The sequence below is a fragment of the Catellatospora bangladeshensis genome, assembly GCF_016862575.1.
In the GTDB taxonomy this organism is placed as follows: domain Bacteria; phylum Actinomycetota; class Actinomycetes; order Mycobacteriales; family Micromonosporaceae; genus Catellatospora; species Catellatospora bangladeshensis.
In genome coordinates this window covers 22,453-49,015 of sequence record NZ_BONF01000054.1, presented here as the reverse complement: position 1 = coordinate 49,015, position 26,563 = coordinate 22,453, and the positions used below count along the sequence as shown (strand labels likewise).

The window sequence follows — 26,563 nt, the reverse complement described above, 5'->3', positions numbered from 1 at the left end:
GCCTCAGGACACGGCGGCATCGGCCGTGCTGCGGTGGGCGTTGACGACCCACAGGTCGGGCAGCGAGATCCACTCGTTGTCGCCGACGCGCACCACCGCGCCGTCGATCTTGGGCAACTGCGCCGGGTCCTCCATCGGGCACAGCACCCACACGTCGCCCGCGCCACCGCGAGCAGCTTCGGCGAGCCTGTGCAGCAGGTCCATCGCACCGTAGCGGGCCAGCACACCGGCATCGTGCAACAGCACAGGGCCATCGCCGCGGCGGAGCTGCCCGGCTAGTGCCGGCTCAGTGAGCTTCCACGCCTCCTCGACGTACTCCCCCAGCTTGATGGCCGAACGCGACCCGGGCTCGGCCACGTCGGCGCCGAGCACGGTTTCCCAGGTCGGCTTGGGCCGGGCGTCAACGAGCGCGTGCAACTCGTCCAGGAAGCGCCCGGCGACGCTCACCGGCCGGGCATCGAACCGCCGGACCAGCTCCTCGCGTGCCAGGCCGTAGCGGGACAGCCGCACCGTCAGCGCCCGGAACCCGCCAGCCGCGCCGGCACCCGCCAGCTGCTCCTCGGCCCTCATCGCGGCCGCCAGCTCGGGCGACTCCGCTGTCCACCGGTTCGCCGGGGCGGTCCCGGACGGGCGGCGCAGCACGATCGACATCGAGGACGAGCCGGGTCGTACGGGCGAGATGTAACGATCCCGGTTCCAGATCAGCTCGAACCCCGCCTCGGTCAGCAGTTTGCCGAGCTGCTGGGGATCGCCTGGCAGGCGGGGCAGGTCCGGGAAGCGGGCTGCCACGCGCTCGGCGACCTGCGCCGGTGTCAGGCCCCGGCGCTGGTCCGGGGATGGCGCAGGCGGCACCACACCGGCCTGGGCCAGCCGTAGCGCACGCACCGGCGCGAGATCACGAGGATAGATCTCCATCCGCGCCGTTGCCGCGGCGTTATCTGACGCCACCGCGGCCAACTGCACGCGGCGGCGATCGTCCATGGCCTGGGCAGCACCGCCTGGCCCGGTGACCGCGGCAAGGGTGCGCAGCACAGTGGCAGGGCTTTGCAGGACCTCGCTCCTGGCGAGCTTGTCGGCCGCCTTGCCCAATGCGTCGGCGTAGTCGAGCAGCGCGGGTGCGGTCGGGATGTCAGGTGCGTCATCGTCGGCGGCTTCCAGGGCGACCAGCAGACGGTCACCGTGGCGTCGGGTCAGCAGCCAGCGCTCCGGTTCGAGGTCGTCGATCTCGACTGCGGCGCGCACGGCTGCGAGCGCGACTGCGTTGCGCACCTGCTCGCCGGTGCGTACCGATCCCCTGCTGCCCAGCAGCGCGGCGGCGAGCTCGCCGACGCCCATCACCCGGCCGTTGTCGCGCAGCAGGTCGACGATCTGGGTACGGACGTTGCGGACCACCGGCGTGCCGTGCCAGCGCTTGCGCTGGCTGCCGAGGATCTGCGCGATACGTCCCGAGGTGACGCCCAGGATCTTGGCCACCTGGGGCTGCTGCGGCCACGGCGGCAGGTCCGGCAGCGCCCCGGTCTCGTCAGGCAGGTTGAGCAGCAGCCTGGTGGCTTCGGCCTCGTTGGTGTTGCGGCTGGTCTTCGCCGGCACGAGCAGCGTCGCGATGGCGTCGAGCCCGATGCGGATGAGTTCGGCGTCGGCATGGCCGCTTGCGGCGGCCGCGTCCTCGACCTCGGACTGGGCTGCCTTGCGGTCGGCCGTCGACGTCGCGATGGTCTCGCGGTCACCGAGCCGGTTGCGCCAGTCCTTGACCCGCCGCTGCAGTTCCTGGCGGGTCTTGGCGCCCAACCCGGGCAGGTGGGCGAGTTTCGTCGCCACGGCCAGGAGCTCGCCAACAGTAGTGGCTTCGAGGCGGTGCGCCGCCGACACCGCGCGTGGCGTGAGGCCGGCGGCATCCAGCGCTGTTGCGCGGGTCGCCTTCGCTGCGGCCTCGTCGCGGGCCGCCTCAGCCTGCTGGACGTCGGCGTCGTCCGTCAGTTCGGGGTGGTCCGTGCCCACCGGAGCGCTCGCGTCGGAGCGTCGGAACACCTGCTGCCAGGCGTCGCGCATCTCCTTGAGCGACGTGTGACGCGCCCGAGCGTCACGATGCAGCGCGACGTCGAAGAAGTCGACCAGCCCGTCCCGGACGGCCGGGTCGAATGCCTCCACGGCCAGCACGGGCGGCCCGTCGGTCAGCTGGGGTTCGGTGCCGCCGTCACCCCAGACCGGCAGCTCGCCGGAGGCCATCTCGTGCAGCGTGACGGCCAGCGCGTACCACTCGGCGTGCCGGTCGTAGACCTGACGGGTGGCGCTGCCCAGGAAGGGGTCGAGGTAGCGCGGAGTGCCTGCGGTGATCTCCTTGACGGAGACCCCGGCGAGGGAGAAGTCGAACACCACCAGCTGCCGCGTGCGGTTGGGGCGCACCCGGATGGCGATGTTGTCGGGCTTCACGTCGCGGTGGTAGACGCCCTCACCCTCGAGGTAGTCCAGCGCGCCGAACAGGTAGTCGCTGTACGTCTCCAGCTCGTCGACGGTCAGCCGGCCCTCGTCACGCAGCTTACGTGCCAGTGTCCGGTCGCCCGCGTGCTCCAGCACCACAACGGTGCGGTTGGCGATCTGCAGCGGCTCGGGCCTGGCCAGCCGGATGATTCGCGAGTCGGTGAGCGGGCCGAGCACGCGCGCTTCGTGCGCCAAGCGGGTGCCCTTCTCGTCGGAGAGCCCGACCTTGAGCACCTCCTCCCGGCCGGTGCGGTCGTTGTAGGCCAGGAAGGCGCGGCAGGTGGAGCCGGTTCCCAGCCGCTTGCGGATCGTCCACTCATTGACGCGGTCACCAGGGCGCGCCTCAAGCGGATCGATCTGGGGCTCCACCTGCTCCGGGTGCACCGAGGCCGGCGGCGGCGCCGTCAGCTCGTCCTCGATGACCTCCAGCATCTCGATGAAGTCCGCGACAGTCGTGAGGCGCTGAGTCGGCAGCGGCGCGGTGGCTGCCTGGACCAGCTCGTCGGCGAACTCCGACACCGAGTCGGCCACCGACGACGGCCGCAGCCCGTTCTCCTGGGCAAGTCGGGCGAGCAGCTCGGCACGCTTTGCCGCCGGTGGTTGCCCGGTCAGGATTAGGTAGGCAAGCGCGCCCAGACCGAAGACGTCCATCGCGACTGCGTCCGGGCGGGGAGTGGTCAGCTCCGGGGCTAGATACGCCTCGGCGGACCGCTCCAGATGTGCTGCCGCGTGGGAGGACATCGCCACGAGCTCGCCGCCGCTTGTGGCGCTGCTGCCCGAGTCTGTGCCGCGGGTCGCCACCTGCCAGTCGCTGAGCTGCAATTGCGGCGAGAGCCACGCTTCGTCGTCACCGCCGCCGCGGCGCTTGCGGCCTGGGGTGACCAGGACGCTGCGCGCCGACAACGCCCGGTGGTGCAGGTGCCGCCGGTGCGCGTACGCCACCGTCTCGGCGAGCTGGCGGATCATCGTGAGCCGCGCCGGCGCGTCTAGGCGTTCGCCGTACTGCGCCATGTAGTGGTCGAGCCGCATCGACCGCGGGTCGTGCCGGAAGATCAGCGCAGGCCCGGCCTCGTGCGACTCCATCGCGTCGACCTGCACGATGCCGGGATGGTTGATGCCGTGCAGCGCCAGCATCTCCCGCTTGGCCGCACGCTCGATGCTGGCACGCTCAGCCTGCACCGCATTGCGCTCAACCAGGTAGATCCGCACCCGGCGACGCTCTCGTTCCAGCTCGCGATGCTTGGCCTCGTGGTCCTGCCACGTGGGGCCCACGTCGAACGGGCGCGAGGCGAGCTCCCAGGAACCGATCTGGTAGTGGCGACGGCTGCGGGCGATTCCCACCGCCGCGAGCAAATCCGGCAGCGCGCGAGACACCTGCGGCGTGACCCGGTGCCGTTCGTCCTGCGGCGGACGCTGCAGCAGCGCCGACCAGATAGGCGGCAGCGGGCCGGGCTGCGCGCCCGTGGCGGGCTCCGGACCATACAGGCCGTGCATGTGATAGTCGGACAGGCCGATCTGCAGCCCCGGCTTTGACAGGAACACCGCAGCCTGCACGAACGGGATCCGAACCTTGGTCTTGCTGCGCTGGTTGGCTGCTTCTAGAAGCGACCGCAGTCGCTTGGCCTTTGCATCGGCCAGGTGCAGCGGGTTGTCGAAAGTTCGAGTAGCGCTGGGGCCGGTGAGCATCCAATTCGAGCCGCTCGACACAAGGCGACCCGTCAAACTCTTGATCTCAATCAGGTAGAGCCCGCCAGGCCCGACGACCAGCAGATCCACCTCGTGCGGATGCCCGGATTGCGCGGTAAACGTGAAGTTCGACCACGCACGGTAAGGTTCGGTGTCAGGCAGCAGTGCCTGTACCTGTGCCAGCGCCTCGCGCTCGTGCGCGAACTGCGACGGCGTGATCGTGGTCCACCGGCCCTCCTGCATGGGAGGCATCCTAGACGCCGGGCCGGACACTGTGTGCGCTGCTTACCTGCGCATCGGCTCACGGTGGGCCAGACTTACGCGACGCCTGGAAGCACACCGCCGCCGTTACGCCCGATCCTTCCGACCGACTGGCGGATAAATGATGATCAACAACAGCGTTATTGTCACCTGATGCGTGCGTGGCTCAGTGTCGACGTCTGGCAGGCAGTAGCCCAGGAACTCGCGCATCACCGTAACGCAGGTCTCGGCGATCTGCTCACGGAAGACGTGGTCCGGTTCGCCTCCGCGCGAGCGCTGGTAGCCGCTGGCGTCGATCCAGCGCAGCTACGGTACGAGTGGCCGCATCCGGACTTGAAGGGTTCTCGTATCGATCTTGTCGTCGGCGCTGGCATGCCGGGCGCTCTAGTCGAGTTCAAGTTCCCCCGTGAACCGAACGAGGTCAACGCCGCCTGGACGATGGCGCTCGGCGAGGTGCTCAAGGATTTCTACCGACTAGCCGTGTACTCGGCGACCGCCGATCGTGTGTTCGTCCTCGCCGAGACCGATCGGCTCGGCCGTTACCTGGCAAGCTCTGGGAAGCGGTATGGCTTCGATTTCAGTGCCGAAGACATAGTGCTCGACCCTGCGGTTCTGGAACGGCTGCCGTCATCGGCGGCACAGATCATCGGACAGCGCATGGCAGGCTTGCAGGTAACGGCCCGCCGCCTTCTCAGTACTGTGATCGGTCCCCGCTTGCGGCTGACCGCGTTCATCGTGGACCCAGTTCATGTGGCCGGGAAAATGACTCGGCTACCCGTCCAGCGCCCTGAGCACACATCGTCGTCGAGCAGGGTCAGCCAGTCGGCACGGTCGTTGCTCGATACAAACCGGTCTACCCTCGATACGAACCGGTCTACTGGTGGGGTCCGCGCCGAGATTCTGGATGCCGTAGCGGCCGTCATGGTTCGATCCGGTGCGGCAACCTTCACGCTGACGGACGTTCTGACCGAGATGCGCCGCCGCGCCACCAGGTATGCCGAATCCACGATCCGCACGATGATCAGCTCTCACATGTGCGTCAACGCGCCCGACAATGCTTCCACTACGTATGAGGACTTCGTCCGGGTGGACCGCGCCACTTACCAACTCAACCCGCGTCAAGCCGGCAGCCCGTAGCCAGATCAAGTTGCCGGGAGGTCGTCGTCCCTACCGACAGTCATCGTTATAGGTTGCCGGGGTAGACCTCGCGGTCGTGGCTCGGCACGTCCAGCGGTGATGATGCGCCCGGCCGCCGTGATCGGTGAGCTCCTGATGGTCATACAGCGCTCCGACGCTACCGACACAGCGCCAGATCATCGTCACCAGGGCAGCACTGACCACGGTCCTCGTGCCACCATTTCTTATCCAGCTGCCCTGGTAGACCTGAGGCGGCAGTCAGACGCCCTCAAGAAGTTCGCGGAGCGTAGGCGGCACCTGAGAGATGACACCGGTTCGCTTCGCCAGCGTGGCGAGGTTGCGATACCACAGTTCGCGGATGGTAGGTGCCGGTTGGTTCAGCAGTGCGGACATACGCTGCTCGAGGGCAGCGATGTCGCCTGGCATGCCAGCGCGTGTGGTGCGTCGGCTGCTCGGAAAGTCGGTCTCGGGCAGCAGACGGTCACAAGGGATCCATGCGAGTCGTTCGTCGGACATGGCTGCGTTGACGGAGAAGTAGCAGCCCAGAGCGGCGGCACGTTCGATTTCGTCGCGGGTGCCGTTGAACCAGTGCAGGATCGCGCCGGTCTGTGGGCGGCGGGTGAGCGCGTCGAGCAACTCGCTGGTACGTCCGGTGCTGTGTAAAGACAGCAAGCGTGGCTGGTCGGCGCAGACTTTGAGGATCATGTCAAGCGCAGCTAGCTGTGGCGCTAATGCGGTCTTTCGGTCGAGGCCGATTTCGCCGACGATGGTGTGCTGTTCAACGCCTCGTCTGACGCTGTCTTCGGTGACGGCGGCGACTGCCGCTGCGACGCCCGGATGGGCGCCGTAGCCCCAGAGAATCGTGGCGTCGTTTCGACGTGCGGCTGCGGCGGCTTCCGCTGGGCTGCGGGTCATCGCGAAGATGATGCCGCCGTTGAGTGCTCTGACCTGAGCAGCGGTTACATCGGGTGCGATGTGGGCGTGGCAGTCCAGCGCCGGAAGGTCAGATAGTGACACGGGCAAGTTCCTCCAGCCCTCGGTCGCAGAGCGCGAGTACTGCGTCGAAATCGGTCTGCGGGGGCCACAGTCCGGAGGCGATGACGCGGTACTCATCGAAGCCGGCGCTGGTAGCGTAAGACCAGGCAGCGATGTCGTGGCGCCGTAGATGCATCAGCCGTTCGCGTGTCGGTTCGGTGAGCACGTCGACCAGGTATTCTGTCTCGTCGGGCAGCTGCGCGGCGATGAAGGAGCTGCGGCGGACGAGGCACGCTATGCAAAGGCCGCAGTTGAGGTTGGGGTTGCCTCCGGGCAGGCGTCCGGCGTTGGGCTTAGCACAGGACAGTGTGGCTGCGGCCAAGCGCAAGTCGTCGGCGGAGTCGGGGCGCAGCGCTTCGGCGACAAGCTCACCTTTGGTCATCGTGGCGTAAGGGTTGGTGATGGTTATGCCATTCAGCGGTAGCGAGTCGAGCAGCTGCTGCAGGGTGTAGAAGGTCCACGGATGGGTCGACCTGGTGGTCAGCGGACCGCCGCGTGACGGTTCCAGAGGCGGGTTAATGCTCGTGAATCCGTTCTCCGGTACAAGAATGCGAGTGGCGTCGTGGCCGGATGCGACCGCGGCGGCCATGGCCATGAACAGCAGGGAGCGGGTGCGGGGTGTCGACTCGCGCCGTGTGGTGATCGGCCTGAATGCGAATCGGAGGTAGGTGCTGTCCGATTGGCGCTGGCGCAGTGCAACCTTGATCGTGTCCTGCGCTCGGCGCACGGCGGTGGAGCTGTCGCGGTGACCGAGGAAGACGGTTGTGGCAGCGTCGTCAAGGTGCAGCAGGGCACCGCACAACGAGTCGAGGCCGCCGGAGAGCAGGCTGACGGTTTCGACTGGTGCAGGGAGGGCGTCGGGCCGGGTGTGCGCGGTCGCCGGTTGCGCAGGAACGATGTCAATGCGCCAGGTGTCGCCGGACAGCCAGTGCAGCAGGTCCGCTATCCGGTCCAGGGATTCTTGCGTCCAGGTCTCCGGCTGCTCGAGGTGGACGATGATGTGCATGTCGCGGTGCATGGCCAGCTGTGGACGCGAGACGGTCCGGTCGGCCAGGTAGGCGGCGGCAACGATGCGCAACAGGTCTTTGGCTGCTGGCGCGGCCGGTCCGAGTTCTGTCATCGACCAGCCGATTTCTGTGTGCACTGCGGCCGAGCGGCCGGGCGTGGCGGGCCATGGGTAGATGACCGCGTCGGGTTGGGTGGCCGGTGAGCCGTCTGGCAGCAGTTCGAGAATGTTCATCGCTCGTCTCGGATCCGGAAGACCGTAAACACCTTGTGTGCGAGCGTTGTAGCGGACGCGACGAAGGTTTGTGCGGCCAGCTTCGCAATCTTCGGTAGCCGCATCGCCGACACGCTCGCGCGTAGGTATTTCTTGGCCTTGTCCTCGATCTCCTTCGCGCGCTGTGGCGTGATGTGGTCGGTGCGCCGCTGCGATGTCAGTTCGACGAGCACCTGCTCGTAGGCTAGGTGCTGGAGGAACAGCTCCAGCTGCTGAGCGGCGGTTAGCGCCTCCTTAGCCTTCTGGATCTCCACCATGGTGCGCAACGTCGCGGCACGCAGCGCCACCTCGTCGGGGTGGCTTGGGGCCCCGAGCAGGGTGTCGACGATGTATGCGCATTTGGCCCGGGGCGAGGGCAGGCTGTCGAGATGGTTCAGGTCGAGACCGAGTTCAGCGAGTGTCGCCCGGTCGCCGGTGCGCAGTGCGGAAGCTCCGGCGACCGCGGCGGCTCCACGGGCGGTCTGCCGGCCGAGGTTGCGTTCGCCTCCTCCGCCAGCCGAACTGCTCGATCCCCCGCCGCCGCCGGCCCGCTGGGGGCGCAGCGAGGCGAGCGGGTACGACGACGGTCCTGGCACCGGTCCGGAGTTCTTCGCCAGGGCCTGCATGAACGCATTGACAAACGCCTGAACCTGCGCATCCGACGGGCCCGTCCCGTCCGCTGCGGCGGCGTCCCCGTACGCTTCATGGGCTGCGTCCCAGGTTTGGGAGCCGCTGCCGCCATACGCGCCGGAGGTGCCCATTACCGCAGCGGCTCGGCGAGCTCAGCACGCGCCGCTTCCACGACGTCGGCATCCAGCCCCTTGGTGGCGACGATCACCCGTAGCACCTGCTCGAACCCAGCGAGGTACACGACGTGGTGGGGCTCCAGCCGCCCGACCACCGCCGGCTGGCTCAGTGCCCGGCTCGCCATGTCGGCCAAATCGGGGTCAGCCTGGCTGACCGTGGCGAGCGACGCGATCACCGGCTCGGGATCCGCCAGTCGGGTCAGCTGGTCGCCCAGGCCTTGGACCACGATCTGCCGGTCGGCCAGCTCCAACTCTTTCAGCTCCTGTACTGCCGCACCACGCGTCGCCTCGGAGGCGTCGGCCAGAGCCTCGATGATCCGTATGAGCGCTCCGGTGACCGCGCCGCCGAAGCGGACATCACTCAGCAGCGTCGCCGCGACGCTTAGGTACCGCTCGACCTGCGCCTCGAGTCCCGTGAGTGACGGCTTGCTGCGTGCCCACGCTTTTGTCTCCTCGCGCACACCCTGCGGTCGATCGCCGTCGCCGTCGGCCCAGCGCTCCCAGTCAGCGATCAGCGTGTTGCGTTCTGCGGACGGCTTCTGGCTCAGCAGGCGGAATTCCTCCAGGTGTCTGATCTCCAGCAGGTACAACTTGAGCAGGACCTCAAGCTCCAGCTCTGCGCCGCCGGCACGAGCGAGGTGCTCGCGGACGGCGAACGCGTTGAGGAACCGCTTGATCGCCCGAGGGCTACGCCACACGTCAGCGCCGAGTCCTTCAGCGATACGTGCCGCCAGCACAAGGTGTTCGCCCGACGGCCCGTCGGATCCGTTCTCGCCAGCGACGACGTACGGCGCTCTGCCCTCCAGCCGGCGCTGGCGCGCTGCGTCGATGACGTCCTGGAACGCCTGCGTGGTGAGCTGCCCAGCGTTCTTGCACAGCAGCAACGCGACGTAGGCCTCCGCCTGCTCGACCGACAACACCGGCAGAGAGATCGGAAGCTGGATGATTTTCTCGGTGTACAGCTTGGCGAACCCGCCCTTGGCCGCGCCCTCCAGGTGGACGCCGATCGCCTCACGGATCAGGTCCTCATCGGCGGCCAGCACGAACGCCATCCGCCGCACCGACAAGAACAGCTTGATCGCTTCAAGAGTCGCCATGATCGTCGGTGGCAGACAGCGATCAAGATCGTCGACGAGCACGACCACTTTCTGGATGCCGTCAACTTCGCCCATCAGCGCCTCAAAAGCCTCCCGGAAGCCCGCCATACCTTGAGCGCCAGCCGTGCCCGCTTCGGACTCCACCTGTTTCGGCTTGGGCGTCAGCGCTTCAATCAGCCCATCGAAGTTGGGCGAAAGGGTCACCGCACTCGACACCAGCACCTGGGCCACGCGCCCCCAGGCGATGCGCCGCCGCAGATCACCGAGACGGGCCACCAGCCGTTCCCGCTTCGACGGCTCCGTTGTAGTGGACTCGACGCGGCTCTGCAACTCGTCTAGGACCTGGGTGATCAAAGTACCGCGCAGGTCCTCGGCGTTCTCGAACTCCCACGGGTCGATCCGGACCACGACCACGTGGCCCTCGCGGCCGAGGCGACCGGCAATGAGATTCAGCGCGGTGGACTTCCCTCCACCCCAGGCGCTGTGGATGCCCACCGTTACCGGGTCCAGACCACCTGCAGTGACGACTCTGGCCACTACCTCGGCCACCGCGTCGAACCCGAGCAGGTCGAGGATGGCCGGGTTGTCGTCGAACAGGGGCGCGGCGAAGCTGGCCTGAGGCCCAGGATTGGTCACCCGCACTCCAACATGATCACTCAACGCACCGACGAGGACACGGTATTGTAGTGGACGAGGTCCTTGTCGCCACCGGCCGTCCTCCACAGCCACATGGCTGGCCGATATCGAGCATCGCGGCGTTCGGGCAGTGCGGTCAGGTTGCCGAGGTGTACGACTGCCGCTGCAAGAGGTCGCAGGTCAAGATGGTGCCCGCCTGGGTCCGCAGGAAGTCCCGGCACGTAACCTGTAACCGCTGCGGCGCAGGCGGAAGACGCCGGATCCGCAGCAGCCATTGGATCATAGTGCCGCTGACGCGGTGCCCGAGCTTGCGCGGCTTGCCCTGGATGCCCACGTAGCCCCCGCATCGGGCACTCCACACGAGCCATCACAGAGGCAGCTTCGCCGTACCGCTGCGGTCCTGACGCCGACGAGTAGGCGCGCCGACGCCCTTGCAGCGCCTGGCGGCATTTCGCGGGAACGTCCATGTCGTTGCCGCCCAACGGATCCTGGCCGCCTGAGCGAACGAGCGAATGAGCGAATCGAGTTCGGACGATCGGTCGGGTTCGTGCGGTGAGGACTGACAGCTCTCCGCTCTTCGGCTACCGTCGGACACCTATCCCTCACGTTCGGGGTGTCATCCGAGGTCCGGAGGCACGGTGAAGCTCAGCGCGAGCACCAGGAACCTGTGTGCCGGTGTCTACCTTGACAGCAGGTTCGCGCAGCGGGTGCTGCTGGACGCGTACGCGGACCGCTCCCGCCACGTCGCCCCCTCCTTTGGCTTCGACGTCGCACAGGTAGCCCTGCACGCGCGTCGCGCCTGGCTGATCGACTCAGCCCAGCACGTGGTACTGGTAGGCGCGATCCTGCTCATAGGGGCCGCGCCAGTGGTGGTAGTGCTGGCCGGTGGAATGATCATGATTTGGCACATCCTGCACCAGCTACGCCTCATCGCCGTGGACTTTGGCCGCTACCTGCGGGACCGACCGGGCTGGGGCGATCTCGTTGGATTCCGGGTACGGCTGTCAGTCGTCGCGATGAAGTCACTCGTGACCACAGCGGTGGTCCTTCTGGCGCTGTTTGTCGCGCTTGGCGGGAGCGCGGTGGCAGCGGTCTGGCAGCCCGGGAAGGAAGCGACCGCTCTGGTCGATGTGGCGTCATCGGCCGTCCTGGTCATCGTGGCAGCCACTATCGCCGTCCTGATCGGCGCCGCGATGCGGCAGGCCGCCCTGCATATGCTCATGGAGGAGGACGCGGCTCCGGCACGCCGCCTCAACCGGCGCATGACGTACCTGCAGGAGGCGCAGCGTAGCCGGATCACGTTCTACTCCGGGTATCGGCCGTTCGTTGGCAGCGGCGAGGAGATCGCAACGTGGGCGTTCCCACTGCGACTGATCAAGCGCCAGGATGACCTTTCCGGTACTACGCAGCGCCTTTCAGAAGCCGAGCGCGAGGAGGAGTTCCTGCCGTTCGGTAGCGAGGAGCTGATGCGGCGGATCCGTGCCGAACTGGAGGGCCTGCGCGCCGAGGTCGATGAGATCCTGATCCCAGACTACTGGCCGGTGGACGAGACGAAGCTGCCCGGCCTCGTCGTCAACGACCGGTTATACGTGGTCGAGTCCGCAGCGGACGGGATCTCGCCGATCGTCGATGACGCCATCGCTGCAGCCCGCGCCGACCCCACCGGCCCAGCACGCCACTACCTCGCCTGCGTCGTCGAAGGGTGGGGCGGCGAGACGGTGACCTCGGTCTTCGTCACCGCCTCGCTGCAGGGCCGGACGCTATACCTGGAATTCTCGGTCTGGGCGCTGCTGCCGACCCGCCCGGACTTCCACCTGAGCGTGGGCCACGGTTGGCGCGCGGTCTGGTCGCACACGCGCCTGGCGCTGCGGCGACTCGGCAACCTGCCTGACGAGATTCAGCGCGTCCCGGGCGACCTGTGGTCCGCCGTGCCCTACGCATTCCGGACTTTGGTGAGCCTGGGCAGGACCGGACCGCGTGACGACAGCCGGCGCAGCGGCACCCGGTTCAGTGTCCGTGAGGACGGCGCCATTTCCCGGTACGTGGCCGCGATCGCGGCGCGGCAGCCAAAGGACATGGTAAGCCACCACCAGCGGGACGTGCTCCTGATCGTGGAGGCCGACGCGGCAACCGAGCGGGCGGCACTCCGGGCCGTGCGCGAGGCCGACCGACTCAACCGCCAGGCGGCACGGGCGGTCAACTACTTCCAGATGCACGATGTGAAGCGTCACTGGAAGGTCCTCGAACGCCGTCTGCTCGCGGCGGTACTCGACTTCCTCGATGACATGGGCTTCGATACCGACGAGTACGTCAATCGGGCGACGACGGTCCTCAACCACACCGGCAACCTGTTCGTCGGGCCGACCAACGCGCAGGGCGCACACTTCGGTAGCGGCGACGTCCACTATTCCCAGCAGGCGCCGACAGGCGGGAGCCAGCAGTGACCGACCGGCCGTCCAACGTCTTCCACGGCCCCAACGATCTCCGGGGATCGCATCTCGGGACGGGCAACATCTACCATGGTGTCCAGCCCGGGGCCGAAGGGCGGACCACCGGCCCGCGGACTGGGCAGAGCTCGATAGGCCCCACGGTCGGCCTTATCACGGCACTGCCGGAGGAGTTGTCGGCGGTGCAGGCACTCATCGAGGACATCACACCGCTACCAGGCGTCGCTGGCGACAACGCCGCCTACGAGCGCGGATCCATGCCCAGCCGCCTACCCGGGCAGCCGCACGTCGTGGTTCTCACGATGCTTCCGCAGGCGGGTAACGACGCGGCCGCAACGGCCTGCACCAACCTGCGGCGCAGCTTTCCAGAGGTACGCCACGTCGTCATGGTAGGGATCGCCGCCGGAGTTCCGGCTCCGGCAAGACCGTCGCATCACGTCCGGCTGGGCGACATCGTCGTGGCGGAGTGGGGCGTGGTCGACTACGACCACGTCGATGTGCGGCCGGACGGGGTGCGGCTGCGCGGCGGTTTCCCCCAGCCGTCTCCGGCGCTAGCTGGCGCATCGCGGCGGCTGAGAGCCAGGTCGATGCGCGGACATCGGCCGTGGGAGGACCTGCTCGCCTTGACCGCACGACCTGATCTCACCGACTTCGGAAGGCCCGCCGAAGCCACGGATGTGCTGCGCGCAACCGACGAGTCGGGGAGAACACTGATCCATCCGGACCCCGTGGCCACAGGGCACCGGCCCGGGTTTCCGAAGGTGCATTACGGCCTCATCGGCAGCGCCGACCGGTCCCTGCGCGACGCCGCGGTACGAGACGACCTGGCGGAGAAGCACAACCTGCTCGCCTTCGAGATGGAGGGTCGGGGGATCGGCAAGGCGGGCTTCCTCAACGGCCTGGAATGGTTCGTAGTGCGCGGCGTCAGCGACTACGGCGACAGCCGCACAGACGGGACCTGGCGGCCTTACGCATCCTTTGTTGCTGCGGCGTACGTGCGAGCCCTGCTGGCCGAGTGCGATCCGCTCACGAGCGACCGCTAGTCCGTCGCGCACGAATCACTCGGCCTTCAGTTCCGTCATCGAGCCGAGCACCTGCGAGCAGATCAGCAGCTCCGCGTCGGTGTACGCGAGCAGGTAAACCGTCTCGACGCTGCTGTCGCGGTCGGTCGCCAGCTGACCGGCGATCACCGTCGCCATCGTGGTCACGGTGCGCAGCAGGTCGCCACTGCCGTGGCCAACGCCGAGCAGCGGGAACAGCACGCTGCGCGCGGCGTAGTCGTGCTGCGGCGAGCCGACAGCGGTCAGCACGTTGGTGACGCAGCGGCCGAGCTCCTGCACCTGACGGAACCCGGCGCCCGGCTCGCCGTGGACCGTGGCCACGTGGGCGATCCAGTTCACGCCCACGGACGCGAGCGCGCCCGAGCCGGTAACGACGACGGTACCGGCAGGCACGGGCCGACGCGCGCCGATACGCCGGTCGAGCTCGTCCGAGATAACGTCGTCGACGATCCGGCCCGTCTCGTCACGCACCGCGCCCTCGTAACGGATCAGGCCCGAGATCGAGTGGTCGCTGGCCCTCGCCATCTGCATGTCGGTGTTCTCGGAGTTGACCCACACCTCGGCGCAACGGGCCCGGCGGATGTCGCCGGTCACGATGCCGACGCATCGGCGGCCCGGCGCGCCCACCACGCGGTAGAGCAGGAGCTGGGTAGAGTCCAAACGGCGCGGGTGGTCGGCAGTATTCAGGTCGCGGATCTCCTCCGTAAGCCGCGCGATCTCGTCGTCGCGTTCACGAAGCTGCCCCTGCAACAGGTCGATCTGCTCACTGCGGCGACTCGCACGCAGCGCCGCCGTCCACACCAGTACGACGAACGCGCCGGCTCCGCCGAGGGTGACGCCCATCAGGTCGCCGTAGGCATGCGAGTTGGGGAACAGCGAGAAGATGACGAGGGTCGCCGCGAGCGCGGCGCACAGCCAGGTGAAGACAAGGATGGCCTGGCGTCGCCCGGCCGCCGAGGGCCGCGTTGCCCACAGGAAGGTGGCCAAGCATAGCGCCATAAACACCGCCGCCGCACCGAGGGCGAGCTTGTCAGACGGCACAGCCTGTTCCTTCCCTCAGTTCGGGCTGGTTCGGCAGGCATCGCCCGCCAGCTCTGTATTGTCGCGGTTCCTGGTGGCGAAGACCACCCCGAATGTGACGTGACGCGCACCAAGCGTCGTCACCATCGAGCGTCTCTCGGGTTGACGCTGTTGCATCGGGCGTTGGCATGATCGAGGCAGACTCGGGCAGTGAAGTCGCTACCTCGAGGACGGGGTGTCGGTGACAAGTAGGCGTGGTCGGCGAGCTCGATCCGCGTGACCCGGCGCACCCTGATGTTATCCTGCGCCTGCGACGGCGACGGCGACGGCGACGGCGACGGTGGCGACTCCTTCGGCCAGGCTGACCACGTTGGCTGGCTGGCCGAGCTCGTGGGGGCGGAAACTCGAGTCGATACGCGAGATGATGGGTGTACTCAGCCGCGCCGACGAACGCTTCGGCGGCGGCAGCGGTCGCTCCGCAGCCATCACATGTCCGGACCTGCTCCGCACTGCCCGGGAACCGCCGCAGCCAGCCCCTCATCGTCCCATTGGCCGGTCCACCGGTCTCCGCCCTGCACCACGACCACGGCGAAGTCGCCTCCGGCCAGGACGGTGAGGTCGGCGGGTGACAGAGGGCTACGCAGATGTCCGTACCCCTGTGGATGGGCGTTCGCACACCCAGCGCACGAGAACCGATGAGCCCGCCTACGGGGCGCCGGTGGCATGGACGCTGTCACCTGACTAGAGCGTGTGTCGAAGTCGTTAGGTGTCGATGATCGATATGGAGCGAGGTCTCCGGTAAAGGGTTCAGCGACCAAGCAGAACCTGCAATATCGGAGATCTCGCGGCCACCTTAGCGGTGACGAGGCGGCACGATCTCACCGACGCGCAGTGGGCGGTCCTGGAGCCGTTGCTACCGATCAGCGTGGGGGCGGGTCGGCCGTCGGCGTGGACGAAACGGCAGCTCATCGACGGTATCCGTTGGCGGGTGCGGGTAGGTGCGCCGTGGCGGGACGTGCCAGACTGCTATGGATCCTGGTCGGCGGTGTACGGGCTGTTCCGGCGGTGGCAGCGGGCCGGAGTCTGGCTCGGGATCGTGACCGCGCTGCAGGCCACGGCTGACGCGGCCGGGTTGATCGGCTGGGATGTCAGCGTCGATTCCACGACCGCGCGCGCTCATCAGCACGCCGCCGGTGCCCGACGTGACGGCGATGCGCAGCTCGAGCCGCCCGTCGGCGAACCAGCCGATCACGCGTTGGGCCGCTCCCGTGGCGGCTACTCCACCAAGCTGCATCTGGCCTGCGAACAGGCACAGAAGCCGTTGTCGATGCTGGTCACCGCCGGACAGGCCGGTGACAGTCCCCAGTTTGCGGCCGTGCTTGGCGCTATCCGTGTCCCGCGGCCAGGGCCCGGCCGGCCCCGTACGAGACCGGACCGGGTCCTGGCCGACAAGGCCTACAGCAGCCGCGCCAACCGTGACCTGCTGCGCCGACGCAAGATCAAGGCCACCATCCCGATCCCGGCCGATGAGGCTGGGCACCGCCGTCGACGCGGCCAGGCCGGTGGCCGACCACCGATGTTCGACCCGGTCATATACCGGCAGCGCCACGCCGTCGAGTGCGGCATCAACCGGCTCAAACGCCATCGTGCGATGGCCACCCGGTACGACAAGCTCGCCGTCCGTAACCTGGCGACGATCCACATCACCGCGATCAACGAATGGCTACACGCACTTCGATACACGACCTAGGCGTCGAGGCCGGGATGCGGTAGCACCTGCTCTCCTCGGGTATGGTGTCGCGCATCTGGATGACCGGTTGGTCGGCCATCACTTCCCGGCCTACCTCTGTTTGTCCGGCCAACGGATGCCCAGCCGGGACAGCGAGTGGCCGCGGACAACTCGATGATGGCCACACCCTACGACCGTGGTAATGAGGCGCAACAGGCGGCCTCGATGCAGGGTGGGCAGATCGTTACAGTCCGGGTCGGGTCACCTGCGATCGGCGTGATCGGTGTCGCGACGGCGTGCCAGGAGCGGACATGAAGGAAAGGTGCTCGGCCTGCCTGCGGGCAGCCTGCTCGGCGAGCGCGATGGTGACTCGCCGCCTGCGCGCGACCCTCGCACGTCTCGACGGGCTCGGCATCCACTTCCTGCACATCCACTCACCGCACGCCGACGCGCTGCCCGTCTTCGTCGCACAGCTGCGGCACGGGCGGCGGTCCAAGCCGACGGCCGGCACAGACCACGCTGCGAAGCGACCGGCTTGATCGGCCGCTGCTAATCCTCGGACTCGAGGAACCCAAACCCGGATGCCATGTGAGCCAGGAGTTGGATGACGGTGGTGGTGATCTGGGGAAGCTCGAGCGACGTCGGCGCCGACACAGATGCGCCCATCATGGGCCGAGGGTTGGCAGGCGCCTCGCCGTACATGGACAGATCAACGACTTGCAGCAGGTCGACCGTGTAAGGCAGGCCGCGTCCTGGCGAGCGTTCGGCGACTATGTGGCATTCGATGACAGGCGCGCCTACGGTCTTGCAGAAGAGCAGGTTAGGGCTCGCAGCTCGCGGGAGGAACCAGGCGTTGGCCTCCCAGGCCCCAGCAAAGAATTCGACGAGGTCTTGTACATCGAGCGGCCGCGACGCCGCAGCAAGTGCGAGTCCATCCGCGAGGCTGTCCGGTGGCTGAAGGTGGGGAAAGTTGACGCGGAGGTCGATGATGCAGCTGACCTCACCGCGCAGGCTGTCGGGCAGGCTCAGCCGTAGCCACGCCCCGATGGCCGGGCCTGGGGGGCTGCCCAGCATCACCCGGTAGCACGCGAAACGGCTGTCGTTGTAGCCCTCGTCGTCGGGCGTAAGCTGCCACTTCAGCGAGCTGCCGTCGAGGCCCCAGCGGTTAGCCTGGCGGACGATGAATCCGGAAAGCCAACTGCCAGCGACAAATGACTTCATGTTCCTGCGACCTTGGGCGTCGATCGTGAGCTCGTGGCTGGCCTGCCAGTTCACCCGTAACGCGCATCGCAGCCTGAGGTCCATCAGCGGTTCCACATGGCGCCATCGATCGTGGTCGCGGATGTTGAAACTGAAGGTGATCTTCGGTTCCCACCGCCAGCCTCCCATCTTCTGCAGAAGGTGCCCGTCGTTCCAGGTGCCACCGTGCAGCCGGACCGGCTGTGCCCTGTCGTCGATGAAGGCGGGGGTGTGGGCGTCCACGATGGGGTAGCCGACCGCCGCCAGGCGACCGTGTCCCGCGCCAGCATCCAGGAGCGCTTCCCAGACCGGCAGGTCCACCGCTACGGCCGGGCCTTCCGCCGCAGCGCAGATGACCGCGTGGGGAAACTCCTGCACCCAGCCCGGCCCCTCCTCATAAGCCTCGGTTGTCGGCATACCTAGCACAGCCGCGCCTCCGGCCTTGTCGTACGCAGCCTGGAACTTTCGCTCGGCGCCGGGCTGGCCCTGGCCCAACCGGATCGGGGTCGGTGACACCGACCGGCCCAGTGCGTCGATGGTCTCAAGGGCCTTGGTCAGGACGTCGCCCGACGATATGACGTCGGCGTAGGTCCTGGCCACCTCAGGATGGGCGTCCAGGAACGTCGACAGCTGGTTGCCGTCCCACACGGCCCAGTCCAGCAGACCGAGTTCGGCAGCCTGCTCCTTCATGGCGGCCTCAACCCTGTCGATGCCGCCGCTGGAGGCGGTACTGCTCAACTGAACATTCGTGGCGATAATTAGATACTGGGGGCGGCGCGTCCGTGCGCGACTGCTGGCAGGATTCAGCCACGCCCGCAGCTCGCTCTTGATTTGTCCGATCAGCCATTCGGCGTCCTTGACACCGATCTTGGTCCGGCGGCACTTCGCCTGGACCACGATGTAGCCGTTCCAGGAACCTGGCCCCGGCGCCGGATAAGGAACCGGCCCGTCGAACGTGGCTTCACGCCCGCCATCGGCACCCGCGCCGAAAGATCGAAGGCCGTAGCCGAGCACACGTACGCCGAGCGCCAGCACCATCTGCTCGAAGCGGTGCGGGTCGATACGGGACAGGTCATGAGCCATCCGCACATCGTCCGTCATAGCCCCGACGAATCCGAAATCGCGAAACGAGCGGCCCAGATGACCTGGCATCCGCTCTCCCTTGGCAGCGCATATTAACGTCACTGGAAGTGTCCGACGGAGGGCTTAAGGTGCACGCGTGCGCCAGAATTGGTCTGTCTCCAGTGGTCGTTACGCGGCATCCTGCGACAACGGCCACTGCGCGCTGCGGGGCAACGAGGCAACCTCCAAGCTGGAGGGCAACATCTTCGCGACGCTCGACTTCGCGCTCGGACCTGGTCGGGCCGGCGCGCAGGTCGGACGCTACCGGGCCGACATGCTCTTCCCCCTGTCCCGGCGGGCCGGACTGGTGCTGGAGTACGACGGGGCCTACTGGCACTCCGGCGAGGAAGAACGCGACGAGCGTAAGGCCGCGCTCCTCGAGGACTACGGATTCTTCGTCGTGCGGATCCGGGAGTCACCGCTAGGCCGGCTCCGAGAATGGGACCTCACCGTGCCGGCTCGGGCCGACGCCGCACTCATCACCCGCCTGACTGCGCTGCATCTGTTCCACCTCGCAGAACAGATGTGGTTCGAGAAGCCCGACGGCCACCCCTACTACAACGAGTGGGACGGGCCGTTGGGGAGCCTGCTGCGGTCCGACTCACGGCGACTGGACAGGGCGGATGTCGATTGCCTGAACTGCTGGAAGATCGCTCGCCGCCTGCTCGACGGGCGGCTCCTGACCACCGAACGCTGGGAGGCGCAGCGTAAAGCGAGACTCCTGGAGGCGCGACAGCGGCGGCGAGCGGCAGCCTCCAACGCTGCGGATCAGCACGCCTCCGCCTGAGACCCGCCGCGGGAACCGGATCATTCCGGCTGGGTATGCCTCGTGCGATGGCATGGTGGATCGGCATCCATCACAACTGTCGTCACGCCGACTTGCATGCTGGTGGGCGACTCAAAGGACGCGCTTGGGGGGTTTTGACAGGTCGCCACAGTCGCCGCTTCAAGGGTCGTTGCCTTTACACGTTTTGATCACGACGCTGTGTACTGCACATGCCGAAGGTCCGAAAGCAAGTCCTCGAGGACAAGCTCCTCGTCGACCGATACGCCCTTGGACGCGATTGCTTCTGCAAGGTGTTCGTCCCAGGTGGCGGTTGTCGGCCGACCCCGTAGGCGACGTGTTGCGTCGCCGACTGCTGCGAGGTAGTCGACTGTTTGAAAGCGCCACGGCGTCCACGGCACCCTCGCGAGTAGGAGGTTGGCGATGCGCAGGCCGCCCCAGTCGAAGTCGCCGTGGTAGTGGAACGTCGCAGCGGAGTCGTTAAGCCCCGTCAACAGGCGGATCGCTGCGCTCGAGGGCTGACCGCTGACGCAGACCACGGTTGGCGACGCTGGACCGAGCTCATCTGCTGCCGCCGCCACAATGGTTGGGTTCTCGCACACGTACACGGCTTGTGGCTGGTACTTCGCCTCGTGCCTGGCAAGCTGGCGCAGCGTGAGTACGAGTGGCTCGCCGGACTCGAGCGCCGGCTGCGTGAAGCGGTACAGGTAGCTGCCGGGTGCCGCGGCGAGGTTGAGTGCTAAAACGGTCGAGGACAGCTCGTCGAGTTGGATGCCGACAGCCTCCCAGAGAAGACGTCGATGCTGCGCTCGCCCGGTCGCGGGCGGTGGTTCTGCCAGCCATGTCGTGCGGATCGCTGACTCGGCGAGTGCCGCTAGAGGTTTCCCGGTGTCCAGGGCGTGGGCGTTGCCTGCGGTGCGGCTCGCGAACGTAGTCAGCGAGACCCCCGACGCGGGCATCGCGGTAAGGACGGAGGCGAGCTGGCGCAGCTCGGGCTCGGCGGCATCCGGGGTATTGAACAGCCGGCGGATGAGGGCACGTGTCTGCGTCCTGTTGTACCAGTCCTCGAGCTCGGGCCGCCGGCTGACGGCTTCAACCAGCGGGGCCATGGCCCGCTGCCAGGCGTCGTCGAGTGCCGCGGCGGCGACCTTCGCCGGCGTGATCGGGCCACGTAGTGTCACTACTGCCGCGGCCAAGCCCTCGGCGAGCTGCTTCTCGCGCAGCAATGCGTCGAGTGCGTCGAGTGAGACGGTGAGGCCGCCGCCCGTACCGGGTTTGCGCCCGAACAGCTTTTGGACGGCGCTGCGTTGCGCGGGCGTGGGGTCGGCCAGCCGGACCAGGCCGGTGAGACTCGCGCCGCGGGTCATGCGGTCGCGCACGCGGTCGATTACCCACGTGATCGATTCGTTGTCCAACACGCGGCGTAGGCGATCGATGTCTGTTGTCATAGCAGCGTCGGCTGACTGTCAGTATCGGCGGCGACTGTAGCTTGGCTGGGTACGCGTGGTGCAGGTCGTGGCACTTGGTAGCGGCTGCCGCTGCCGTCCCAGCGCCATGGCGTGACGAGGACGGCGTCGATGCCCTCGTAGCGGGACAGTTGGGCGATTGCGAGGCCGGGCACCTGGGGGTAGCAGCCCCATTCACGTTCGCTGGTCATCATGACGTCGAGGTCAAAGGTTGCCATCAGTCCAAGGCACTTGGCTCTCGAGTCGTCGTCGACACCGGCGAAGGCTTCGTCGAGGGCAATGAGGCGGGGTGCGTGAGGGCTCGCGGAGCTGTAGTAGGAGGCAGCCGCGGCGAACAGTGGGATGCTCGCGGCGAGCACACGCTCGCCGCCGGAGGCAGGCCCGGCTGCGGACACCCATGTCGAGTCCTGGCGGCGTTCAATCTTGAACTCGTGCCAGGTGCGGTAGTCCAGGGCGTTGGTCAATTGGTCCAGCCATGTGCCGGAGTCGTCACGCAGTCGTTCGTTGGCGATCTGGCGCTGCAGGAACCAGCCGACCTTGGTGCGGTCATCGTCGTCCCATACGTCGGTGCTCTGGCGTAGTTGACGGTCGCGCAGCTCGGCCAGCCCTTCGGGCGCGTCCTTAGCGGTTCGCCAGACTAGCCTCAGCTGCATACCGGTCGATGTGGGCCGCTGCTCCAGCTCGTCGTTCATGGTCTGCACCTGCGACTCGGCCGTGGTGATGAGTTCCTGCAGCGCGCCGGCGACCTCGTTGACGAGGTGGTTTTCCAGGATCTCGCGCTCGTGGGCCGACAAGATGCGCTGGCGCTCGTCGACCTCACCAGCCAATGCCGTGGCGAGGCTGGCGATGGGTCTGGTGCGCCCTTGGAAGGTGACATCGACGAGGATGATCCCGTCGCGGACCGACAGACTGGTCTGGTGGTTGTGCCTGGACAGGATGTCGGTCAATGTCTTGCTGTCGTTGCTGACGTGCTGCTGTTCGCGTTCCCATCGGCGTTCGCTGTCGTCGGTCTCGGCCAGGATCCGGTCGATCGTCCTGGCCAGGACGATCGCGGGCGTCGGCGACCAGGGAGTCTCGGGATCGGGGATCTCCAGGTCAGGGCAGGCGATCTCCAGCAGGCCGGACCTGGCGAAATGGCGCAACGCGTCGACTTGGCTGTCGCGCTGCTCGGTGACCTTTGACAGTTCGTCGGCCAGGGTGCTTCGGCGGCCTTCGGCCTGCCCGCGTGCGGCTACCGCCGCAGTCTGCTGATCGTGGGTGCGTTTGCGATCACGGACAACATTTTCGATCTTGATGCCAAGGTCTTTGAGCTGTTGCTGTAGCTGGGCAACTGTCGCTCCGCTGGCTTCGAGCAGCGCTGCGTGGCGTTCACGTGCTGCGCGCGCGGTCTCGGCTGCCTCCTTCGTGTCGATCTGGGCGGCTTCGATGCGAGCTGTTGCGGTGGCGTGCTCGGTGCTGGCTTCGTCGGCCCGTCTACGGGCGGCCAGGACTTGGGCGCAAGCCGGCCACCACGCTGCAAGCGTGGTGCGGTACTGGCCGACTGCGGCAGCGACGCCGTCGAGCTCGCCGGGGTCGGTGGGCAGATCGACGTCGTCGGCGAACTCCTGTGTTGTCTGGTGCGCAAGGGTTGCCTTCTCGCGGGCGGCTTCGACCTGCGCATTGGCTTCCAGTTGGCGCCGGGTGGTGCGCCGCACTGCTGCGGTCCGTTCGCGCAGCACCGCGTGCGCCTCCCGCAGTTTGCCGTCGCCGGGCGCGTGCTGCGCTTCGTGTGCCAGGACGCGTTGGCGGCGGGCGACCTCGTCCAGACGGGTATCCAGGCTCGCGATCGTGTCGGCGGCAGCGGCCAGCTCGGCACGCAGGTGCGCGATGCGGGCGCGCCGCGCCGCTTCCCTGGCGCCCTCGCCGATATGCGTCGCCGCGTCCTTGCGCCAGGACCCAGCCAAGACCCCGTTGGCGAATCGGCCGTCGGTCGTCACCCACGTGCCCGAAACTTTCTGCGAGCCGAGACCGATGCTGCTCAGCATGGAGATGACCACGGAGTCGCTCAATGACGCGGCTTGCTCGTCGCCGGCGTCTATGGCCGGGCGCAGGAGCCTGGTGAGGTTGTCTGGTACGGGTGGGCCGCCGACCAGAAGCACGTCGTCGGTGTCCGCGGCCAGGACGGTGCCGTCGGGTTGTAGCCAGGCATCGAGCAGACCGGCGGCTTCGAGAGCCGCCTCCAGTCCTGCGCGGTCCGCGGGGCTTACGGATGGTTCGAAGTCCACGACTTTCCACAGCGGTGCGCCGGGGCCGGTGCGTGCTTGCGGTGAGCGCGTGTAGGGCTGCGTGGGGGCGTCGTGGTCGCCGCTGGTCAGGCGCTGCAGTTGCGCGGTGATGCGGTCGTGGTCGGCTTGTGCCGTAGCACGGGCGGAGCCGAGATTGGACTCCAAATGCGCGAGCGCGGCGGTCGCCGCCGCGCTGGCGGCGGTGATAGCGGTTGTCGCGGGGTTCGGGCCATCGAGGCTACGCCCCCATTGGTCGGTTTCGGCGATGACGACGTCGAGGTCGGGGACCTTCAGTTCGGCGGTTGCGCCGAGGTACTGGTGCAGCGCCGTGGCCAGTGCCCCGGTTTGCTGTTCTACGTCGTCCTCGGCTGCTTGGGCATGTTCCTGTGCCTGGGCGAGCTCTGCAGTGAGGCGGTCGGCTTCGTCTCGGGCGCGGTGGACCTCCCCGTCGGCAGCTCGTGCCTTGGCGAGCAGGGAGCGGAGGTTGACGGTCGACTGTTCGCGCCACTGGGCCAGTGTTGAGGCGGCTTGCCGGCCTTGCTGATACGGCGGGTCGTCAGTGAGCGCCCGTTCCACCTTTTCGGTGTGCTCGTTCTCGATGCGGGCATTACGTGCTGCTTCACGAACAGCGCCGGTGGCGGATTCTTGTTCGACTGTGGCCGCCGTCAACTCACGGCCGGTGCGTTCGACCGCGGCGGACAGGCGCTGCCCGGCGTTTAGGGCCGCGGTGAGCAGGTCCTGCTGTTTGTGTGCAATGCGCTCGCGTTCGGTGGCGATCTGGTCGGCCAGGTCGAGGTCTTTAGCCGCGCGCATGCCTGGACTGTCGTGCAGCGCGTCCCTGCGCGCGAGCAGTGTGCTCACGAGCTGGTCAAGCTCGCCCAGGCGCGTTTCGGCAGCGTCCAGTGCCTGCTGCGCGGATTGATGAATGCGATCTTGCTCGGCGAGGTCCCGCACGATGGCTTCGTAGCGGCTGTGCGCCTGTCGAGGTCCTGTCGCACGCCGTTTAGCGGCGACCTTCGCGTACCGGGTGTAGGTGCCCAGAAAGTCATCGGCGGCCTTGCGTGCTTCCTGCAGGCCCTGCAGTGTGGTGCGTTCGTCGTCGAGGCTGCGGAAGGCCTCTGCAACCTGTGCGATCAGGTTCGGATCGAGTGGCGGCAAGGCCCCGGTCAACGCGCGTGACAAGGCTGCTTCGTCTGGACGTTTGGTCAGCTGCGGCTGACGGAGTTGAATCAGCAGCGACACCAGCGGCTCGTAGCGGTCGCCGAGTCCGAACAGCGCCTCGTCGACGGCGCGGCGGTAGTCTGCGGCACGGTCGTAGATCGTGCCGCGCGCGCCGAGGGTGTCCTTGAGCCGGTCGCGGGTCAACGCGACGCCCGAGGGGCCCACTAGGTCGAGGTCTTGTCCGATGCGCCTGTCGGTGACGAAGTACCAGTGCTTGGCGATTCCCCGGCCGGTGGCCGCTTTGAGCCCGCAGCCGATGGTCAGATACCGCTCGGCGCCGTCGTTGGTACAGCGCCCGAACTCCATCCAGGTGTATCCCAGCCGCTCCGGGTGTGGATGCTTACCGCCGAGCAGCAGGTTCCATTCCATGCGCTTGTCTTTGTCGCCGTCGGGCTCGACGCGGTAGGCCGACAGCTCGCCGTCGAGCAGGAATGGCATGGTCAGCGCGAGTACCTTGGACTTGCCAGTGCCGTTATTGCCTCGAAGCAGCAGGCCGCCCTTGTGGAAATGGAATTCCTCGATGTCGTAGTAGAAGATGTCGACCAGGCCGCAGCGCAGTGGCCGCCAGCGCTGCGAGTCCGGTCGAGGTGTGCCAGCTTGGGGGTTCTGCGTCATGCGGTCGCTTCCTTCCCACGCTGGCGGATCTCGGGCTCGGCCAGCGCGTATCGGGCGATGGCGGGTCGCGGTACGGCCCTGTGCTGCGGTGCACGCTGCACGAGCACCAGTTTCAGGCTGCTCAAGGTGGCCAGCGCGGCGTCGACGAGGTCGACCTCTGCGCCGGGGTCGGTGGCGTCCTTGCGCCAGTACGCCTGGTGTTTGACAGCCAGCTGCCTGGTGAGTTCGTGCAGGTCAGCCAACGGCACACCGTCGGGCTGGGTGGCGATATGTTCGGCCAGCAGCAGAGCCAGGTGGCTACGCATGCCTTGGGCCGGCATGCGTACATCTGTCAGCTCGTCGTCGGGGTCGACCATCGCGATGCCTTCGGCTCGGACCTCGGCGATCAAGCCGGTCGCCTCGGTGATACGGCTGGTGATCTGCGCACGTTGCGAACGCAGGTAGCCCAGCTCGGCTTCGGTGAGCTCGCCGTAGTAGACGACCGGCTCCTCAAGCAGGCGCCTGGTGAGCCGATGGCGCAACGCACGGTTGCGCAAATCGTCGCTGTCGTGAACAGCCTCGGCCGTCATCGCCGCCACGCGGGCACTGGTGTCGTCGTGCTGGATCAACGATGGGCCGGTGACGCTGGTGAGCAGGTTCGACAGGACGCGGCGGTCGACGTCATAGAGGACATCGCCCGCGGCATTGAGGAATGACTCCTCGTCCCCACCGACCCGGCGCAGCGTCCCCCAGTCCAGCTGAAGGCGCACCACTGCGACAAGATCTGCGCGTTCCTCCCTGCGGTCCAGCTCGAACCGGAACCCGAGGGCGAAAAGCTCAGGATCAGTCGCGGCAAGCAGGATCTGCTCGGCCAGGCGCCCGAGGGTGATCTGGCGGTCGGCGCGTTCCAACACCGCAAGTGCCAGGCACGTCAGCACGTAGCGCTGGCGGCCGAACGGGGTGCCGGCCTTCGGATCGCGTGCCGGCCGGGTGAGATCATCCAGGTCGGTGGTTGTCTTGAACAGGCGCGCGGTTTGCGCGTCGATGTGCAGCCGCCACCCTGTCTCCCGATCGAACCACTCCCGCAGCGGAGCGGCCATCGCCCTTACCAGCCGGAAGTCTTCGTCAGGTGTGAGGCCAGCGACCAGCAGCGGCCGTGCCAGCAGCAGCCGCATCGCACGCTGCATGCGGGCGGTCTCGTCGTACAGCGGCCTGGCGCGCC

Annotated in this window: 16 protein-coding genes; 6 read left to right on the top strand and 10 right to left on the bottom strand. The window is 67.5% G+C overall.

Translation table 11 applies throughout. The features are described 5' to 3' along the window. Positions 1 to 3 precede the first annotated feature (3 nt). Positions 4 to 4,407: a BREX system serine/threonine kinase PglW gene (gene pglW / locus Cba03nite_RS36015; RefSeq protein ID WP_203756424.1), complete on the bottom strand. Its 4,404-nt coding sequence runs from the start codon at positions 4,405 to 4,407 to the stop codon at positions 4 to 6. 171 nt (positions 4,408 to 4,578) lie between these two features. Between pglW and Cba03nite_RS36010 the strand changes: the two genes are divergently transcribed. Beyond that, positions 4,579 to 5,562: a DUF7669 domain-containing protein gene (locus tag Cba03nite_RS36010; protein WP_203756421.1), complete on the top strand. Its 984-nt coding sequence runs from the start codon at positions 4,579 to 4,581 to the stop codon at positions 5,560 to 5,562. A 258-nt stretch (positions 5,563 to 5,820) separates the two neighbouring features. On the opposite strand, the gene Cba03nite_RS36005 is transcribed toward Cba03nite_RS36010, so the two are convergent. Genes Cba03nite_RS36005 through Cba03nite_RS35990 form a run of 4 tightly spaced genes read right to left on the bottom strand, consistent with a single transcriptional unit; the run spans position 5,821 to position 10,400 of the window. After that, entirely contained in the window at positions 5,821 to 6,579 is a 759-nt protein-coding gene (locus Cba03nite_RS36005) for a TatD family hydrolase (protein WP_203756418.1), read from the bottom strand. Beyond that, positions 6,566 to 7,837, bottom strand: a complete 1,272-nt coding sequence (locus Cba03nite_RS36000; RefSeq protein ID WP_203756416.1) for an adenine nucleotide alpha hydrolase family protein — start codon at positions 7,835 to 7,837, stop codon at positions 6,566 to 6,568. The genes Cba03nite_RS36005 and Cba03nite_RS36000 overlap by 14 nt, the downstream gene beginning before the upstream one ends. Then, positions 7,834 to 8,616 carry a Qat anti-phage system associated protein QatB gene (locus Cba03nite_RS35995; RefSeq protein WP_203756414.1) on the bottom strand — a complete coding sequence of 261 codons (783 nt, stop codon included), beginning with the start codon at positions 8,614 to 8,616 and terminating at the stop codon, positions 7,834 to 7,836. The genes Cba03nite_RS36000 and Cba03nite_RS35995 overlap by 4 nt, the downstream gene beginning before the upstream one ends. After that, positions 8,616 to 10,400 (bottom strand): KAP family P-loop NTPase fold protein, encoded by a 1,785-nt coding sequence (locus Cba03nite_RS35990; RefSeq protein WP_203756412.1) that lies wholly within the window; start codon positions 10,398 to 10,400, stop codon positions 8,616 to 8,618. Before Cba03nite_RS35990 ends, Cba03nite_RS35995 begins: the two co-directional genes overlap by 1 nt. A 632-nt stretch (positions 10,401 to 11,032) precedes the next feature. Here Cba03nite_RS35990 and Cba03nite_RS35985 point away from each other — a divergent pair. Then, complete coding sequence (locus Cba03nite_RS35985; RefSeq protein ID WP_203756411.1) at positions 11,033 to 12,838, top strand: AbeC-like domain-containing protein; 1,806 nt, start codon at positions 11,033 to 11,035, stop codon at positions 12,836 to 12,838. Further along, positions 12,835 to 13,884, top strand: a complete 1,050-nt coding sequence (locus Cba03nite_RS35980; RefSeq protein WP_203756409.1) for a 5'-methylthioadenosine/S-adenosylhomocysteine nucleosidase family protein — start codon at positions 12,835 to 12,837, stop codon at positions 13,882 to 13,884. Before Cba03nite_RS35985 ends, Cba03nite_RS35980 begins: the two co-directional genes overlap by 4 nt. A 15-nt stretch (positions 13,885 to 13,899) precedes the next feature. Here the strand turns inward: Cba03nite_RS35980 and Cba03nite_RS35975 are convergent, their stop codons facing one another. After that, a complete protein-coding gene (locus Cba03nite_RS35975; RefSeq protein WP_203756407.1) occupies positions 13,900 to 14,943 on the bottom strand; it encodes a macro domain-containing protein in 1,044 nt (347 codons plus the stop codon). 838 nt (positions 14,944 to 15,781) lie between these two features. Here Cba03nite_RS35975 and Cba03nite_RS35970 point away from each other — a divergent pair. After that, positions 15,782 to 16,672: an IS5 family transposase gene (locus tag Cba03nite_RS35970; protein WP_373315801.1), complete on the top strand. Its 891-nt coding sequence runs from the start codon at positions 15,782 to 15,784 to the stop codon at positions 16,670 to 16,672. A 290-nt stretch (positions 16,673 to 16,962) separates the two neighbouring features. Beyond that, positions 16,963 to 17,190, top strand: coding sequence for a hypothetical protein (locus Cba03nite_RS35965; protein ID WP_203756405.1), 228 nt, complete (start codon positions 16,963 to 16,965; stop codon positions 17,188 to 17,190). Between the two features lie 10 nt (positions 17,191 to 17,200). Here the strand turns inward: Cba03nite_RS35965 and Cba03nite_RS35960 are convergent, their stop codons facing one another. Next, positions 17,201 to 19,042 carry a PDDEXK family nuclease gene (locus Cba03nite_RS35960; protein ID WP_203756403.1) on the bottom strand — a complete coding sequence of 614 codons (1,842 nt, stop codon included), beginning with the start codon at positions 19,040 to 19,042 and terminating at the stop codon, positions 17,201 to 17,203. A 67-nt stretch (positions 19,043 to 19,109) separates the two neighbouring features. Between Cba03nite_RS35960 and Cba03nite_RS35955 the strand changes: the two genes are divergently transcribed. Then, positions 19,110 to 19,799 (top strand): DUF559 domain-containing protein, encoded by a 690-nt coding sequence (locus Cba03nite_RS35955; RefSeq protein ID WP_203756401.1) that lies wholly within the window; start codon positions 19,110 to 19,112, stop codon positions 19,797 to 19,799. 188 nt (positions 19,800 to 19,987) lie between these two features. Here Cba03nite_RS35955 and Cba03nite_RS35950 read toward each other — a convergent pair whose 3' ends face one another. The 3 genes from Cba03nite_RS35950 to Cba03nite_RS35940 are packed head-to-tail and all read right to left on the bottom strand — an operon-like array spanning position 19,988 to position 26,516. Next, on the bottom strand, positions 19,988 to 21,214 hold the full coding sequence (locus Cba03nite_RS35950) for a TIGR02679 family protein (protein ID WP_203756398.1): 1,227 nt from the start codon (positions 21,212 to 21,214) through the stop codon (positions 19,988 to 19,990). A gap of 26 nt (positions 21,215 to 21,240) precedes the next feature. Next, positions 21,241 to 25,362, bottom strand: coding sequence for a TIGR02680 family protein (locus Cba03nite_RS35945; protein WP_203756395.1), 4,122 nt, complete (start codon positions 25,360 to 25,362; stop codon positions 21,241 to 21,243). Further along, positions 25,359 to 26,516 carry a TIGR02678 family protein gene (locus Cba03nite_RS35940; protein ID WP_203756392.1) on the bottom strand — a complete coding sequence of 386 codons (1,158 nt, stop codon included), beginning with the start codon at positions 26,514 to 26,516 and terminating at the stop codon, positions 25,359 to 25,361. Before Cba03nite_RS35940 ends, Cba03nite_RS35945 begins: the two co-directional genes overlap by 4 nt. Positions 26,517 to 26,563 lie beyond the last annotated feature (47 nt).

Coding starts and splice junctions, on each gene's coding strand:
- Cba03nite_RS36010 (WP_203756421.1), top strand. CDS start 4,579: ATGCGTGCGTGGCTCAGTGTCGACGTCTGGCAGGCAGTAGCCCAGGAA.
- Cba03nite_RS35995 (WP_203756414.1), bottom strand. CDS start 8,616: ATGGGCACCTCCGGCGCGTATGGCGGCAGCGGCTCCCAAACCTGGGAC.
- Cba03nite_RS35960 (WP_203756403.1), bottom strand. CDS start 19,042: ATGCCAGGTCATCTGGGCCGCTCGTTTCGCGATTTCGGATTCGTCGGG.
- pglW (WP_203756424.1), bottom strand. CDS start 4,407: ATGCAGGAGGGCCGGTGGACCACGATCACGCCGTCGCAGTTCGCGCAC.
- Cba03nite_RS35965 (WP_203756405.1), top strand. CDS start 16,963: ATGAAGGAAAGGTGCTCGGCCTGCCTGCGGGCAGCCTGCTCGGCGAGC.
- Cba03nite_RS35945 (WP_203756395.1), bottom strand. CDS start 25,362: ATGACGCAGAACCCCCAAGCTGGCACACCTCGACCGGACTCGCAGCGC.
- Cba03nite_RS36000 (WP_203756416.1), bottom strand. CDS start 7,837: ATGAACATTCTCGAACTGCTGCCAGACGGCTCACCGGCCACCCAACCC.
- Cba03nite_RS35940 (WP_203756392.1), bottom strand. CDS start 26,516: ATGCGGCTGCTGCTGGCACGGCCGCTGCTGGTCGCTGGCCTCACACCT.